Annotated in this window: 14 protein-coding genes and 1 riboswitch; of the genes, 3 read left to right on the top strand and 11 right to left on the bottom strand. The window is 37.4% G+C overall.

Annotation, left to right across the window (positions count from 1 at the left end; all coding sequences use genetic code 11):
- The first annotated feature begins 66 nt into the window (after positions 1-66).
- A complete protein-coding gene (locus MHH70_RS16855; protein WP_107943172.1) occupies positions 67-600 on the top strand; it encodes an N-acetyltransferase in 534 nt (177 codons plus the stop codon).
- A 206-nt stretch (positions 601-806) separates the two neighbouring features.
- On the opposite strand, the gene MHH70_RS16850 is transcribed toward MHH70_RS16855, so the two are convergent.
- Genes MHH70_RS16850 through MHH70_RS16835 form a run of 4 tightly spaced genes read right to left on the bottom strand, consistent with a single transcriptional unit; the run spans position 807 to position 4,845 of the window.
- Positions 807-1,955: a thiolase family protein gene (locus MHH70_RS16850; RefSeq protein WP_342472056.1), complete on the bottom strand. Its 1,149-nt coding sequence runs from the start codon at positions 1,953-1,955 to the stop codon at positions 807-809.
- 24 nt (positions 1,956-1,979) lie between these two features.
- Positions 1,980-2,708 carry a hypothetical protein gene (locus MHH70_RS16845; RefSeq protein WP_107943173.1) on the bottom strand — a complete coding sequence of 243 codons (729 nt, stop codon included), beginning with the start codon at positions 2,706-2,708 and terminating at the stop codon, positions 1,980-1,982.
- Positions 2,701-4,026 carry an AAA family ATPase gene (locus MHH70_RS16840; RefSeq protein ID WP_342472055.1) on the bottom strand — a complete coding sequence of 442 codons (1,326 nt, stop codon included), beginning with the start codon at positions 4,024-4,026 and terminating at the stop codon, positions 2,701-2,703. Before MHH70_RS16840 ends, MHH70_RS16845 begins: the two co-directional genes overlap by 8 nt.
- 51 nt (positions 4,027-4,077) lie before the next feature.
- Positions 4,078-4,845: an NRDE family protein gene (locus MHH70_RS16835; RefSeq protein ID WP_161956408.1), complete on the bottom strand. Its 768-nt coding sequence runs from the start codon at positions 4,843-4,845 to the stop codon at positions 4,078-4,080.
- Between the two features lie 129 nt (positions 4,846-4,974).
- Between MHH70_RS16835 and MHH70_RS16830 the strand changes: the two genes are divergently transcribed.
- A complete protein-coding gene (locus MHH70_RS16830) occupies positions 4,975-5,253 on the top strand; it encodes an amphi-Trp domain-containing protein (RefSeq protein WP_342472054.1) in 279 nt (92 codons plus the stop codon).
- A 468-nt stretch (positions 5,254-5,721) separates the two neighbouring features.
- Here the strand turns inward: MHH70_RS16830 and MHH70_RS16825 are convergent, their stop codons facing one another.
- The 7 genes from MHH70_RS16825 to kynU form a co-directional block, all read right to left on the bottom strand.
- On the bottom strand, positions 5,722-6,396 hold the full coding sequence (locus MHH70_RS16825; RefSeq protein WP_066166742.1) for an ABC transporter ATP-binding protein: 675 nt from the start codon (positions 6,394-6,396) through the stop codon (positions 5,722-5,724).
- A complete protein-coding gene (locus MHH70_RS16820; protein WP_066166745.1) occupies positions 6,389-7,495 on the bottom strand; it encodes an ABC transporter permease in 1,107 nt (368 codons plus the stop codon). Before MHH70_RS16820 ends, MHH70_RS16825 begins: the two co-directional genes overlap by 8 nt.
- The gene (locus MHH70_RS16815) at positions 7,492-8,715 is read right to left on the bottom strand and encodes an ABC transporter permease (RefSeq protein ID WP_342472053.1); all 1,224 of its coding nucleotides are present in this window, start codon (positions 8,713-8,715) and stop codon (positions 7,492-7,494) included. The genes MHH70_RS16820 and MHH70_RS16815 overlap by 4 nt, the downstream gene beginning before the upstream one ends.
- A gap of 42 nt (positions 8,716-8,757) precedes the next feature.
- Complete coding sequence (locus MHH70_RS16810) at positions 8,758-10,293, bottom strand: hypothetical protein (RefSeq protein WP_107943181.1); 1,536 nt, start codon at positions 10,291-10,293, stop codon at positions 8,758-8,760.
- Positions 10,294-10,952: 659 nt separating this feature from the next.
- Positions 10,953-11,795, bottom strand: coding sequence for a tryptophan 2,3-dioxygenase (gene kynA, locus MHH70_RS16805; protein ID WP_342472052.1), 843 nt, complete (start codon positions 11,793-11,795; stop codon positions 10,953-10,955).
- Entirely contained in the window at positions 11,795-12,418 is a 624-nt protein-coding gene (locus MHH70_RS16800; protein ID WP_342472051.1) for a cyclase family protein, read from the bottom strand. The genes kynA and MHH70_RS16800 overlap by 1 nt, the downstream gene beginning before the upstream one ends.
- Entirely contained in the window at positions 12,418-13,689 is a 1,272-nt protein-coding gene (gene kynU, locus MHH70_RS16795; RefSeq protein WP_342472050.1) for a kynureninase, read from the bottom strand. Before kynU ends, MHH70_RS16800 begins: the two co-directional genes overlap by 1 nt.
- A 321-nt stretch (positions 13,690-14,010) precedes the next feature.
- Positions 14,011-14,210, top strand: a riboswitch (cobalamin riboswitch).
- A gap of 161 nt (positions 14,211-14,371) precedes the next feature.
- On the opposite strand from kynU, the gene MHH70_RS16790 reads away from it, so the two are divergent.
- Positions 14,372-15,097, top strand: coding sequence for a DUF4430 domain-containing protein (locus MHH70_RS16790; RefSeq protein WP_342472049.1), 726 nt, complete (start codon positions 14,372-14,374; stop codon positions 15,095-15,097).
- Positions 15,098-15,134: the final 37 nt, after the last annotated feature.

The following is a 15,134-nucleotide window of genomic DNA, read 5'->3' as shown; positions in this document are numbered from 1 at the left end:
ATTATAGATGTATAATCAATTATAGTGCATAATTAATAGAGAGAATTTTATTAAGGAGATTTATATATGAACTTTTCAATTCGACAAGAGCGTCCGTCAGATTATGAAATTACTGAGGATGTAATACGTCAAGCTTTTTTAGATGAGGATATGAGCAATCAAAAGGAGCATTTCCTTGTACAGCGTATTCGTCAATCATCCGCTTTTTTACCGGAGCTTTCGTTAGTCGCAGTTGATAGTGAAGATAAAATAATCGGTCACATTTTACTATCGAAAATTACGATTGAAGATGGCGAGAAATCTATTGATTCTTTAGCACTTGCACCTGTCTCGGTTTTACCGGCATGTCAAAATAAAGGAGTCGGTAGTCAATTGATACAGGAGGTATTGCAAAAAGCAGCCGAAATCGGTCAGCAATCGGTTATCGTACTAGGCCATGCGGCATACTATCCGAAATTCGGCTTCCGTCAAGCGCGAGGGTGGAATATTTTTGCTCCATTTGAAGTACCAAGCGAGATTTTCATGGCACTTGAATTAGTGCCAGATGCACTACAAAATGTGCAGGGTACTGTGCGTTATTCGGAGGCATTCGATAGCTAACTTAAGCATATCAAAAACAAATTTCCTATGAATACCTTTTACTTCCTTGTTCTAAAGAAAATACTTTTTTTAAGTCAAGGGCTGCCCGAAAAGGCAGCCCCCTCCTTTAAATCTAATGTTTCCTTCATTTCCCAAAAACCTTTTTGCTCTCCTACCTTAGTAAGCTATTTTTTTAAAACACAGCTGCCAGCGTCCCAAACGTCCCACTAAAGCCTTTCAATAATCGTTGCATTCGCCATGCCCATACCTTCACAAATTGCTAGTAAACCGTAGCGTTGCTGTTCTCTTTGCATGCGGTAAAGCATTGTCGTCAGTAGCTTTGTACCTGTTGCACCAAGTGGATGCCCTAAAGCAATTGCACCACCGTCTACATTTAATTTGTCAATGCTTGCTCCTGTATCCCTTGCCCAAGCAAGAGGCACTGGTGCAAAGGCTTCGTTCACCTCATATGTATCCATATCAGCTAAAGATAAACCTGCTTTTAACAATACTTTTTCTGTTGCTGCCATTGGACCTGTAAGCATGAGTGTCGGGTCAGAGCCTACGACTGCACGGGCAACAATGCGGGCTAATGGCTTAATGCCTAGCGCCTCTGCTCTCTCACGTGACATTAGTAAAACTGCCGATGCACCATCACTCATTTGGCTTGCATTGCCCGCTGTAATAACGCCATCCTCTTGAAAAACAGCTTTTAAGCTGCTCAAGCTTTCCAGCGTCGTATCTTTTCTTGGTCCTTCATCCGTATTAAAAATAACGGTCTCACCTGTTTCATTTTGCACTTCAATAGGAATAATTTCCTCTATAAATTTCCCTTCAGCAATTGCCTTTAATGCACGCTGATGACTCATCACAGCATAGTTATTTAATTGCTTTGCACTCAGCCTCCACTTCTCCGCAATACGCTCCGCTGATAAGCCTTGGTGAATAATTTCATGCTGCTTTGTTAGCTGCTCACTAGGTGCTACTCCCATATAATTTGAGCCCATCATCATACGTGTCATACTTTCCACACCACCAGCAATAACAATATCCATATCGCCTGCTAAAATGGCCTGTGCCGCAAAATGAACTGCCTGCTGACTAGAGCCACATTGACGGTCAATTGTCACGCCAGGTACATGGACGGGAAAGCCTGCGATTAATAGTGCGGTCCGTGCAATATTCCCTGCCTGCTCCGCGCTTTGCGTCACACAGCCTAAAATAACATCCTCTACATCTGCCTTCTGAATACCAGCTCGCTTCACAACCTCTTCCAAAACTACTGCGGCTAAATCATCTGCCCGCATTTGACTAAGTGCCCCTTTACGTTTTCCAACCGCCGTTCGAGTTGCGGCTACAATGACTACTTCACGCATATTAAAAATCCCCCTTTGTTTAAATTATATATGCTGCGAATCATTTTCTAAAAACTGAAACATTAACGAAGCGTTCGTATACTGCTCAAGCGAATTAATGTTGTCCATAATAAACTCCCAGCTTTTTGCATATAACGTGCTATAATCCTCATTCTGCTCAAATGGCATATACTGTGCTAGAAATTGCTCAATTGGTATTTCTAGCTGTTCTAAAAAATCTTCTATCTTTTCTACCTTATCCTCTTTACATGGATTCATTTCATTAAACGCAACATGCTCTAAATGGCGCGAAAAATAATAAGCTTGATAGGCATATTGCGCAATATGAGTTGCTGAACTCATTATATGGACATTGCGCGACCTAATTTCATTGCGCTCCTCAATTCTGCTCTTTTGTTCCTCGGAATTAACCGTTATACAATCTTTATTATACTGTGTCAAAACGCCTTGCTCCGTATCGACTATAATATGCTCTGGCGCTATAAAACAGCCATCTGTATCAAGTATATGCAGCACTGCTAATATATTGGAAGCTTTAAATTTCCGCTTCATTAATATTTCTTTTACTCTGTCTCCGATTACTTCTTTAATAGCCAACTCTTTTTTCTCTCTTTGATAGAAGATATCGCCATTTTGTGGCTCAAAGCGAATTTCCTTCTCTTTAAATAACTGTCTTAAACGCTCAATTAGTAGTAATTCATCAGTGTCACCTTCGACTAATAAAATAACAACCTTTTTTTGTGCCCTAGCCAATTATTTTACCTGCTTTCCTAAAAGACTTTTTAATATCGTACATATTCGTTTCATTATAGATAGCCTCATCTTGCCCGCCTAATTGAATCGCTCTCAAATAAATATCACGCGCATTGCTTAATTTTTTCACACCTTTTAGCTGCATATAACGCTGTTCCTCATTTAATGTTGTAAACCATAAATTTTGAATTGGGAGCACCTCTAAAATTCTCAAATTATGCGACGTGAAAAATAATTGACCTTTCCCACTTTCACTAAGAACTTCTAGCATTTCTCCTAATAAGTATTCAAAAATACCCGCATCTAATTCATCAATCACAACACAAGCATTTGGATTATTATATACAGCGATTAATGTGCTTAAAATGGAAATAATTTTCAATATCCCTTGTGATTCGCTACGTAAAGGAAGCTCAATGTCCTCCTTTACCGACAAAAATTCAAAACGAACACCATCTTGTCCACTACTCATTTTTTCAATATTTATTTCACGTACTTTTATAAAAAGCCCTGGAATAATTGTTGTTAATACCATATTTGTTTGTTCCACAACTTTTTCAATCGTTGTAAACATTTCTCTAGGTAAAAGCATTGTATCCCTTAATTCATACGGTATGTTTCCTCTTATACCTTCCACATGAATACGAAAAGGCATAACGAGATTTGCGACAAGTAAACCGTAATGAATCGCATCAATTACATGGAAATTATCAGTAAAATCTTGCTTTAGATTTTTAATTATTTCATTTTCTGCTTCATTACAAAACGATGCCAACACGCACGCTAATTCTTCCCTAAAAATAAAGGATGTTGCATTTTCATCCGCTAAATGATTGGCTACTAGCAAGCTAACTCTTTGCTTTTCGCGAAACAATTCCATTGTTTTATTACGAATTGAAATTTTGTTATCCTGCTTCGATATTAGCTCTTTATAGCGTTTTCCACTTTTATTTTCCTTATAGGATAAAGTCTCCTTCAAAACCTTTAATGTTTCGTACCCCTCTTGCAATTCCACAAAATATTTAACAAAATATTGTCCTAATTGGTTGGTTATAAGAAATTCAATGTGTAATTCAATGCTTTTTTCTTTAAAATAAATAAGCTTTTTTCTATTATCAGGCAATGCTTTTGCTTGTAGCAATGTTTTTAAAAGACTAAATGCTTCAACAACAGCCGTTTTTCCAGAGCCATTTTGACCATAAAACCCGATGATATCAGCCCCATCTAGATTAAAAGTAGAATTCGTTTTAAATATGCCGTGTTTTACATTTTTTAAGCATTGAATTGTTACATGATTAATTCTTATAATTGTTTCCAATTTTATACCCCCAACAATTAATATCTGTAAATTCCCTTTTATAGAAAGGAATTATACTTCACTATGCTGTTTTGTTATCTCAAATCGCACATCCCCAGCAAATTGTCCATTTATAAAGCTGCGCTCTGCGATATCCCAGCCATTATTAGTGTTCTTCACGATGCTAGAAGCTCGCGTACCGTAGCCATCAAAATGGATGAAAATAGATGAAAGCTTTTGTTCCATTTCAAACGGCACGCCTGTGGCAGGTAAATCCCGATTCTCTGCTCTTATTGTGTCCTTTAAAATTGCAAATAATGCCTCATCTTCCGTAGTTGTTTCAATTGTTTCATTAAAAGCATTCTTTAAACGCATCACTTTTGGCCATGGTGTATTAAGCGTCGCATTTGATATACAATGAATACCTGGTGGAACAATCATTAGCTCATCCATCACCGTGTTGTAATGCACTAAATTTTCTTCATCATAAAGCAATACATTAAATGCTCCATACAAATGTCGCTCCTTCTGTAGCTGCTGTGCAAACTGTAGGGCGCTTAGCGGCGTATTCATAAAATCGACAGGTACTTCCCCCCTCGACTTTTCTCCAGTAAGCGGTAAGCGTGGGTCACGGTAATTTGTCACTGCTGCAAAGCGTCCATTATTACTTACAGCAAGCCATGTACCCATTTTTTCCAAATCTCTACCAGCCCAAATATGCGGTGCATCTAACCAATTTTGCATTGCTTGTGCTGGTCGTCTGTAAAACTCATCTCGATTCGCAGCTACAATTAACGAATGCGCTGGATGCACTTTATAACCTAATACGATAATACACATAAAAAATCCCCCTCTACTACTTGAGAGAAGTATAAAATAGATTACATCTATACGCAATTGACAGCGCTTACAAATAAGTGGAGAAAATATGATATAATAGAAATAATAATAGAATGAGGAGGGATTTTGATGCAAAAGCCGAACAAGCCCGTTACAGAAGTTTTAATTAAGCATAAGGAACAACAAAACGTAGAAGAATTTGCCACAACGCTTGAAGCAATTGCTCAAAAGCTTAAGGAAAATGGGGAGTTTACATTTGTCCGAGGAACTGAACCAACAACTGTCCGCCCATCAGAGCAACTCAAAATCGAATACTCCTATACGAAAAAAGGTGACAAGCATTCATTTGAAATTGAGTTTGATTGGTACACAGGTAACGAAGCATTAAAGAAAATAACGATTGAATAGTTGATTGAGGGCTAGGGCTGTCCAAAAAGCCGTGCATAGCCGGCATTTTGGACAGTAGCGATGATGTTTCGCAAAATGTTGATTCATAATCCCCTCTTTTAAAAATGGAATGAACATTGGCTTTAGCAGTGTTACGCTTCAGTAAAAGGGAAGCGATGAAAACATTGATTTCAGTGCGGTGTCAAAACAAAATGGACTTTTCGGAAAACTCCATTTTTCCTAAAATAAATTTAATGTATGCTTATTATATTTTTGGTTATAATCATCTAATATCTCTTGGAATTTCATAACGAATTCAAAAACAGAGATAAAATCTGTATTGCTAATGCTAACACTTTTATCTGCGGCTGTAGCGCCGAGGTAATAGCCTAAAATTTGCGGATTAGTAAAGCGTACTGTCACACTATCGGCGGATGATTGTACACTTGAATTTCTGGACTAAAGTTAGCTGGGGCATAATTAATTGAATCAAGATAAACAATCAACATGGATTCCCCTAGCTGACAGTAAGTTTTGATAGTAATAATCCTTTCCTATTAATAGCACTCTGTCTGTAAATTGCTCTATTTCACTCATATCGTGAGAAGTATAAATTATCGTAGTTCCTTGTGTTTTAGCAAGCAACTGCAAAAAACGCCCAATTTCTTGCTTCGAGCGCATATCAATACCGACAGTTGGTTCATCTAATAGCAGTAGCTCTGGCTGATGAATAAGACTAATTGCTAAATTTAATTTGCGCTTCATTCCACCTGAAAGGCTAGAAACTGGCTCCTTCCATTGCATAAGCTGCATTTCTTCACAAATTTTTTTGCAAGCTTCAATACCGATATTTTTCCAGCTTAATTGCTCAAAATAGCGCATATTATCTTCAACTGAAAAATGCTCCCAAATTGCTAAATCCTGAGGAACAAAGCCAATCTTTTGCTTAATCTCTTGATAGTGCTGACGGTATGATAATCCGTTCCAATATATTTCACCCGCATCTGGTCGCATTAATGTGGATAAAATATGCAGTAATGTTGACTTTCCAGCACCATTCTCACCGACAAGCCCAACGATTTCCCCACGTTCAATAGTTAATGAAATATTTTCTAAAACGCTTTTCTTTTTGTAACTCTTATTAATTGTTTGCACCTCAAGCATCTTTTAACCTCCTAAACAAAAGAAGAGATATACTGCAAAAGGCTAATCCTAACAATGGCACTTCCTGCTTCAATAAAGCATAAAGAGGCTGTGTCGCACTGAGTAATTGATGGATTATGCCGCTATCTCGAATCGGTACAATACCACTGCTTGTTAAAGTAAATAGCAAAGTAAATAAAATTGATAAAATATAATAGGTTAATACATTTTTACATAAGTGTGCGAGAACAAAAACGTAACCATTTAACGTCAATCGGAACAATAAAAGTGCCATTATTGCCCAGGCGGATATTTCATAACTAAATAGTAAAAGTGCTAATAAATCCATCATATAAAAAAAACTGAAATAAATTACAGATAAGAAAAAGACGTATTTTTTATAGGACTGTGCACTTAGTGACCAACGTAGCATTGACGGTTCCTTCCGCTCCTTCACTAGCCAATCAAATAAAAAGAAGGTTGACAATATGGTGAAGCTAGACCAAATAACCCAAGCTGATATAAACGGCGATTTCTCCATATCATCTTGTTCCATCTGAAAAAAGGAAAAAGGAATGGAGATTAAATCGGTTCCATCTTGGCGAGCACTTACTTTCCCCTCAATTATTTGTTCATCAAATAAATGCATTAAATCATTATCTTGCAATAGCTGCTCAACATCACGTACTACCTTTGAACGAAGTGCCTGCTCCATTACAATCGAGCTAACGATTTCCTTTGCCGCCTCATATGCATAAGAGCGATTCGAGGCATACGCTTCAACGATTTTTTTTCTACCTAATTTCATATTTTCCTCGTACTTGCCACGAATGACAAAAACACTATCAAGCTCGTGCTGCTCTAAAAGACGTAGCATCTCAGACTTTTTCATAATGCGTACATCTAAATACTCTACTTGCTGTAAGTGCTCAACTACTTCCGCTGCATAAGTAGAATCATCCTCTAACGCAACACCTATCGGTATTTTGCTGTCATCTAAAAGAGAAAGCATCAAGTTGTAAATAACGATTGTCGCTATAAAGGGAAATAACAGCCATACGATTGTTGACTTCCATTCATATTTTAATTGCAATATTCGCAAATAAATAGCTCTTTTCATCGTTGTCTCCTCTCCAGAAGCCGTGCCAGTAGATGATAAAGTATGGCACTCACAGCCGCAAAAATAGCTAGACTACTATAGTTCGCATAGTTGCGATTTTCAAGTGCAATATCAATCATCCATGAAAAAGCTTCATAAGGAAATGTATATGTAATAAAGTGCTGTAGTGCGTATGGAAAATAAATAATCGGCAACACGGCTCCACTTATCAGAATAACAAACACTACTAAAGCAATTTGAAGCATAAGCCTCGCTTTAGCATCATGACAAATAAGCTCTACAAGCCCTAATAAATAAGTAAAGCAAATACAATAAAATAACACGAACAATAAAAGCCGCATATAATCAAGCGGATAAAGCGCTAGCTCCAGCCAGTAATTTGCCACGCTATAAAGCACAATTAAAAATACTAGCGAGCCGACTATTGCAACAATCCCCTTAGCAATAAAACCTTGTGCAACCGTCACACCAAACATTTGTAAACGCTTCTGAATACTAAGCGTTTCCTCTTTCATTAAAAGCATATGAAAGCCCACTAGCCAAACTGTTAGACAAATGAATAATGTTGAAATTGTGTAATAATAAACAGGCTTACTTGTGGCAATGTTATTGATTGTATTTTGAACAAGTAAATTATTTTTTCCTAATGTAAAAATAGCGTATTCAATAAATATTTCTTCTTGTAACTGCCTATATTTCTCTTTGCTTATCGACGTTTCTTGCGCATATTCATATACCGTCAAAATACTCGCTTGGGCTGATTCTATATAAGAAGACATACTGTGAAGCAAGTTTTTAATCATCGCATTTTCTACCGGCTTGTTTGGATTACCAACAAGCGGTAAAGCAATTGGATTCCCCGCATATAAATCATTTGTTAAACCTGTGGGAAATTGCACATAGCTTGTTATTCGTCGCTCTTTCATTGCTTGCTGCGCTTCCTTCTCAGACATGCGCTCTATCTCAATATAGTCATTGCCTTTGAGCGCCATCACAAGCAATTGTGTTAACACCTTCGTTTCTTCAGTGCGGTCATTGTCAACAATCGCTAGTGTAGATTTCTGTTGTTCACTAGGCATCATGAATTGTAATATGAGTAGAATAATTAAAGAAATCATGCAAATCGGCATGATAAAAAGAAGAAGAAGTGAGGACCACTTCTTCTTTAAATAACGTACATTTTGCGTTGTAAAAAAGAATATATTTTTCAGTACTTTCATGTAATATACCCCTTACTCGCCTAGCGCAAATAATCTATCTCTTTAATAATCATCTTGATTTTCTTCATAGTCTTCATCAAACTCGAAGTCATAATCTTCCCCGTAATATTCATCAAAATCGAAATCTTCATCATAGTAGTAATCATCATAATAATAGTCATCATAGAAGTAATCATTAAAGCCTGTTTCTTCCATAAAGTTTTCTGCCCAAACTAAAGCATTTTCAAGAACTGTAGCCATATAATCAGAAAGCTCTTCCTCTGATAAATTACTTACATCCTTTATTTTAGCTGGTAATTCGATAGCCTTCACTTTTTTACTGTCCTGCTCAATTGTTATAGCTATTTTACCAAGACCAGCCATTTCAATGTAGATTGTATGCTCCCCATTTACGCTATCTGCCCTATACTCCGATGTACCATCCCAATTTAACGTAACTGACTCGCCTGCACCTTCAAAAATAAATTTACGTTCGAAGTTGTGCTGATTTTTTTCCTTATTTTCCTCTGACTCATAAACAATTTTCACATCTTCTAAAGCTAATTGAACACGGTCAGATGCTTTATCACTTTTTTGGAATTTCCCATCAATGGAAACCTGCTCTTCAGCACCTTTCAATTGATAGTCAAATGTAAACTCATTACCAAATGTTTGCTTTCCAGTAATGACAAAATCATCTGTTTCTTTAAATTTCAATTCTCGTTCAATAATTTTACCCTTTTCAACCCAAATTGTTGAAACAAAGCCGAACTCAATTTCACCCAATCCATCAATCAATTGCTTTTTCATTTCTGTAACGGTTTCATCATCACAAACACCTTGTGTTGCCATAACTTGCTTTAAAATTGTCTCAAGTTCAGGGTCTGTTTCTAGCTTTTTTGCAATGGCTTCCATCACTTTTTTCACATCTTGCTTTGATAAATCCATAACAATTTTATTTTTCTCTTTTGTAAAAGCTTCTTCCGGTAACTCTTTGAAAATAGTAGTAGCTAAGTTTTTCTTAATATATTCTTGTTGCTCCTTCGTCATAATTTCTGTTTCAAATAAAACATCTTGCCCACAGCTTAGTTCGCCATCGGCTAGTTCATTTAACTTTTCTGCTGAAACAGATATTGCCTCTGTTAAAAACGGTGCATTGAATACATATTCCTCCTGTGTCGCGAACAATTCAAAATTATCTACTTTGACATCTGCAATCTCCCCACCTAAACCGAATGCAAACTTTTTATTTTTCACATCTGATGTTGCCGAAATATTAATTGCTGAAGAGTTAATAATATCGAATATTGGACTTTCCTCATAATCACTTTGAATTTCACCAGTAATTTTTAGGTCATTTTGGATAACAGCCGTTTTTGCTAATTCGGACCATTTCAATTCTTCTTTATACTTATCTTCAAAGAAAGCAACCATTTCACTAGCAGTTTCAGATTCAGCAGCAAGATATGCGGCTTTCGGAGATTTCATAAATAACGCTCCTGCACCAACCCCTCCTGCTAAAACAAGTGCTGCTACACCTCCGCCGATTAGCCATTTCTTTTTTGAACCACTCGCTACTTTTTGTTCTTGCACTTCCATACATTCTCACCTTTCTCTGTATTAATACGCCTCGACTAACTCTAATCCAGATTTCTCCAAGTTCATGCAAAAAAACGCCATAAAGCTTATGACTTCCACGAAAGGCTTCGGATTAACTTGAACTGAATTTCCCTCTATTAGCGAGTATTAAAATAATGCATTCTGAATCAGACAAGTATGTACTGTATTTTTTGTCGAAATATTTCTAATTTCTATGTCAAAAGTTATGTCTGAAAAACAGAATAGTTCTAGTATACAAAAAATGGCGTAAAAGTTATAGCAAAATTTGTTTATTTATCATACATTAGGTCCACATGTATATAAAAGGCTAAAAACAGAACTAAACTATAAGACCTGTTTTTAGCTCTACCTTTGTATTTAATTGTATTTTAATAAGGGCTTAAGATATTAAAACCTTCAAATACTAGCTATAAAATTCTTTTTAAATTTTTCTCAATTATTATCTAGGTATATAGAAGCGGTTTATCACGCATTAACAGGCAGTAGGGCTTCCACTTCAAGACTTAAGTGAAAATGATACTGCCCGTAAAAGCCCGATTGGTTTAACTAACAATCAGTGGGGATGAGAAAAACCTCCACTGCTTGAAGTTTCACTTTATTTAATCAAGCTAATTTTTACGTAACTAAACTTACTCCTATCAAAGCTCTGTGCGTAGCTGCCATAGCTCTGGGAAGAAATATTGGTCTAACACTTTTTTCAAATAGCTAACACCACCTGAGCCACCTGTTCCCATTTTAAAGCCAATAATGCGCTCAACCGTTTTCATATGGCGGAAACGCCACTGCTGGAATAAGTCCTCAATGTCGACAAGCTCCTCAGCAAGCTCATATAAATCAAAATATTTCTCAGGCTCGCGATAAACAGCCTTCCATGCCTCTTTCACACTGTCATTTGCCTCATACTTTGCTGTTACATCGCGTGATAATACTTCCTCATCAATGATAAATCCGCGCTTTGCCAGCGTGCGAATCGCTTCATCATATAGGCTAGGCGCATTATAAGCTTCTTGAAGCATTGCTAATATTTTTTCATCATGTGCATAAATTTGCAAAATATGCGGTGTTTTATAGCCAAAATAAAACTCTAGTAAACGATTTTGATAGGATTGAAAACCTGATGAATTCCCGAGTTGGTCTCGGAAATTTAAGTAATCAGCAGGCGTTAATGTTGCAAGCACATCCCATACGTTTTTTAGCTGGTTTTGCACTTGTGAAACACGCGCTAGCTTTTTAAATGATTCAGGTAAGCGCCCATTATGAATATCAAGCGTTGCCGATTTGACTTCATGTAAAATCTGCTTCATCCAAAGCTCACTGACATGATGGACAACGATAAAAAGCATTTCATCATGCTCATCTGTTAGCGGCTTTTGACAAGCTAAAACCTCGTTTAAATGTAAATAATCTGTATAGGTCATACGGTCTTTGAAATCCGTAACGATTTTTTTCTCATCTTCAAATGGCTTGTAATTGTTCGACATTATTGCTCCTCCTCTTTGATGACTGCTCTTACAGGACTACCATCTGCTCCTTCTATTAATAGAGGTAAAATAATCATCTCATAGCGCCCTGCTTTGATATGCTCAAGCAATAAGTTTTCTACTATATAAATATCACTCTCTACTAGCGCATGGTGTATTGGTAGCTCCTTTGAAGTTACTTTATCAACTGATGGCACATCCACTCCAATTAAATTAATGTCGCTTTCTTTTAAATACGCTACAGTTTCTATTGTTAGTGTAGGTACTTCCTGAGGAAAAATATGTGCGTTAGCTAGCGTTTTTGTTTTAAAAAATACAGCATTTACTCCTGTAATTTTCCCTGCAACATGCGACATTTCAATAAATTCACTATCCAAGCATTCCACAACGACCACTTTTCCGATACAGCGCTCTAAATCAAGCTGCTCAAATGTCTGTCCATTGTTATCAAAATGAAATGGTGCGTCCATATGCGTGCCTGAGTGAAGGCTCATCTGTAGCATACCGACATTGACAGAGCCTGTATGCTCCTTTGTTGCAACCGTTTCATAGATAAATTTTGTATCGCCTGCCCATGTCGCGATATTTTTGTTCAACGGCTGTGTTATATCAATCCACCCCATTACGCTACAATCTCTCTTTCATTCGTAAATTTCTCATATACTTTCGTTTCCATAATATCCTTTAAAATTTCAAAACATTTATACACTTCTTCAAATGTGTTATACATTGCAACTGCCGCTAAGCGAATCCCCTGTGGTGCACGGAAATCAGGAATAACACCGCGCTCCTTCAATGCCTTGCAAATGCGTGCGGCATCTGGATGCTCTAGATAAATATGACCACCACGCCTTTCATGCTCTACTGGGCTACACACTTTAAAGCTATATTCACCAAGCATATCCTCCACGCATTGCAGCATGTAATCTGATAATGCCAACGAACGCTTTCGCACATTATCAATGCCCATTTCATTAAACAACCCAAGCGCTCCTAACAATGGCGCCATACTCAACACATTTGGTGTTCCTACCTGAAAGCCCCCAGCCTCAAATGCTGGCTCAAATGTATGACTCATCGTAAATTGCTTTTCTTTATTTGAGCCAAACCAGCCAGCTAAGCCCGGTGCTGTCCCAAAATGCTTCTCATGCACAAAAAGAGCCCCTGTACTACCCGGTCCGCCATTCAAATGCTTATACGTGCACCAAAAAGCAAAATCCACATTCCAGTCATGTAAATGATGTACAACTGAGCCAACTGAATGACATAAATCAAAGCCAATTATAATACCACGTTCATGTGCTGCCTTCGTTAATTGCTCCATATTTAAAATTTGCCCACTGCGATAAAGCACACCCGGTAAAACAATTAATGCTACTTCATCTGTCATTGCCGCAATAATATCTTCTTCATCTAGCATTTGCCCATCTCGTGATGCCACACGAATTAAATGTGACTCATCATAACCCTTTAATGCTAGTTGTGATTTTAAAGCATAAATATCAGAGGGGAAATTTAATTCATCCGCTAAAATCTTCGTTCTCTTTCCCTCTGGCTTGTAAAATGTCGCAACGAGCTGATGTAAATTGCTCGTTGTCGAGCCAGTGACAACTACCTCTTCCTTTTGTGCGCCTACAATTTGTGCCATTTGTGCACCAAGCTTCTCAGCAAGGAAAAACCAAGCATGCTCGCCCTTTGTCCAACCATCAATACCGTATTCTTTCCATGAATTCATCAAGCTGTGTAACGTCTTTTCTGCACGCTTTGACATCAGCCCTAATGAATTGCCATCGAAATAAATACGCCCCTCTTGCATATAAAACTCCTCCCGCATTGAGGCAATTTCATATGTTTCATCTAAGCGTTTGGCATATGCCCATGTGTTTGCTGTCATGCGTCAGCCACCCCTCTTCTTATTTTTAACACTCAAATTGATAGTAACATTCATAGGGATATGAGAAAACCTTTATATTGAGCTATTAAATAGCCTTAATATTATGACAGGAAAAGAGAATGGAAATTTTGAGCCAAAAGTTCCATTAACTCGTGGACAAACGGCAAAAATACTAAAAAGAACGCTACAAATTGCAAATATGATGTAATATTTTAAATTTAAAGGAGGTCATCTGAAACGTTTATTATTTCAGATGGTCTTTTCTCTTTTTCTAACTATTTCGAAAACCAGAGAATTATGCTACACTTACCAATAAGTGAATAGTAATTGCAGAATAAAGGTGCTCAATTTATGAGCTTAATAGGGAATTCGGTGCAAAACCGAAGCTGTTTCCGCAACTGTAAGTGTAGATGACTACAGAGTATACCACTGTCCAACGAGGAAAAATGCCTCTAGTAGATGGGAAGGTTCTGAACTAGGATACACGAGCCAGGAGACCTGCCTTTATTTCATCGTATTAACTCTCTTCGGAAGCTAGGAGAACTTACGGCAAATAGACGGACAGGCACACTATGCCTATTTTCTGTTTTCCATGAGATGCTTCCCCTTTTTGGAGGAGCATCTTTTTATTTTTGAGTTAACTGCAAAACATTCACGAAATAAAAAATAGGAGGTTTTGTAAATGGTTCAATTCAAAAAATGGTGGCATCTAGCGTTTGCCCTGCTTTTGGCAGTTTCGCTCGTATCACCAGCAGCAAGTGCGGCGGTATTACAGCCGGTAAATGAGGTACAACGAGCAACAGTGTCAAATGTTTCCTTATCTGTTGATGGATTATATGGCACACCTATTGTTACTTCTACAACTCAAGATGTTACTGCTAGTACAACTGCATTATCATTTTTAGAGCAAGTATTAACAGCTCAAAACAAGTCTTATGTCGTAACAGTTCACCCTACTTTTGGTCCATATCTTGAGTCAATCGAAGGACTAGCAGCTGGTAGCCTAGGTGGCTGGGATGGCTGGGTATATACAGTAAATGGTAACAGTCCCACTGTTGGATTAGACGCTTATGTATTATCTGCTAATGATGTAGTTCGTGTGTATTACACAACTTGGGCTCAATTAAAGACTACAAATACAGTTGCTGTCGATGATGTAAATCCATCTGTTACAGTAAATTTAACTGGTGATTTATTTAATACTGTGGCGGCTTCTAATTTAGCAAATTGGACAATTAATACAGGTACAACTGCATTAACAGCGCAGTCGATTACTGTGAATACAAATCAACAAGCTGTCATTACATTTGCAGGTCAAGCAAATGCAGGCACTATTATCATTACGGCCTCTGCTAGTGCATTACTTGGCGGTTTAGCAAGTGATCCTCTTGAAATCGAAGTACAATAGCTAAGTCAACTAATACTGACAAGGTGATACACTCTTT

The sequence above is a fragment of the Metasolibacillus sp. FSL H7-0170 genome, from assembly GCF_038593115.1.
GTDB classification, from domain to species: domain Bacteria; phylum Bacillota; class Bacilli; order Bacillales_A; family Planococcaceae; genus Metasolibacillus; species Metasolibacillus fluoroglycofenilyticus.
Note: the sequence above shows the minus strand (reverse complement) of the source record. Positions and strands in the feature narration are given on the sequence as shown.

Bases quoted from the DNA above. Each gene is read 5' to 3' on its own strand.
- MHH70_RS16830 (WP_342472054.1), top strand. From the start codon at position 4,975: ATGCAAAAGCCGAACAAGCCCGTTACAGAAGTTTTAATTAAGCATAAG.
- MHH70_RS16835 (WP_161956408.1), bottom strand. From the start codon at position 4,845: ATGTGTATTATCGTATTAGGTTATAAAGTGCATCCAGCGCATTCGTTA.
- kynA (WP_342472052.1), bottom strand. From the start codon at position 11,795: ATGTCGAACAATTACAAGCCATTTGAAGATGAGAAAAAAATCGTTACG.
- MHH70_RS16810 (WP_107943181.1), bottom strand. From the start codon at position 10,293: ATGGAAGTGCAAGAACAAAAAGTAGCGAGTGGTTCAAAAAAGAAATGG.
- MHH70_RS16800 (WP_342472051.1), bottom strand. From the start codon at position 12,418: ATGGGGTGGATTGATATAACACAGCCGTTGAACAAAAATATCGCGACA.
- MHH70_RS16850 (WP_342472056.1), bottom strand. From the start codon at position 1,955: ATGCGTGAAGTAGTCATTGTAGCCGCAACTCGAACGGCGGTTGGAAAA.
- MHH70_RS16790 (WP_342472049.1), top strand. From the start codon at position 14,372: ATGGTTCAATTCAAAAAATGGTGGCATCTAGCGTTTGCCCTGCTTTTG.
- MHH70_RS16815 (WP_342472053.1), bottom strand. From the start codon at position 8,715: ATGAAAGTACTGAAAAATATATTCTTTTTTACAACGCAAAATGTACGT.
- MHH70_RS16825 (WP_066166742.1), bottom strand. From the start codon at position 6,396: ATGCTTGAGGTGCAAACAATTAATAAGAGTTACAAAAAGAAAAGCGTT.
- kynU (WP_342472050.1), bottom strand. From the start codon at position 13,689: ATGACAGCAAACACATGGGCATATGCCAAACGCTTAGATGAAACATAT.
- MHH70_RS16855 (WP_107943172.1), top strand. From the start codon at position 67: ATGAACTTTTCAATTCGACAAGAGCGTCCGTCAGATTATGAAATTACT.
- MHH70_RS16820 (WP_066166745.1), bottom strand. From the start codon at position 7,495: ATGAAAAGAGCTATTTATTTGCGAATATTGCAATTAAAATATGAATGG.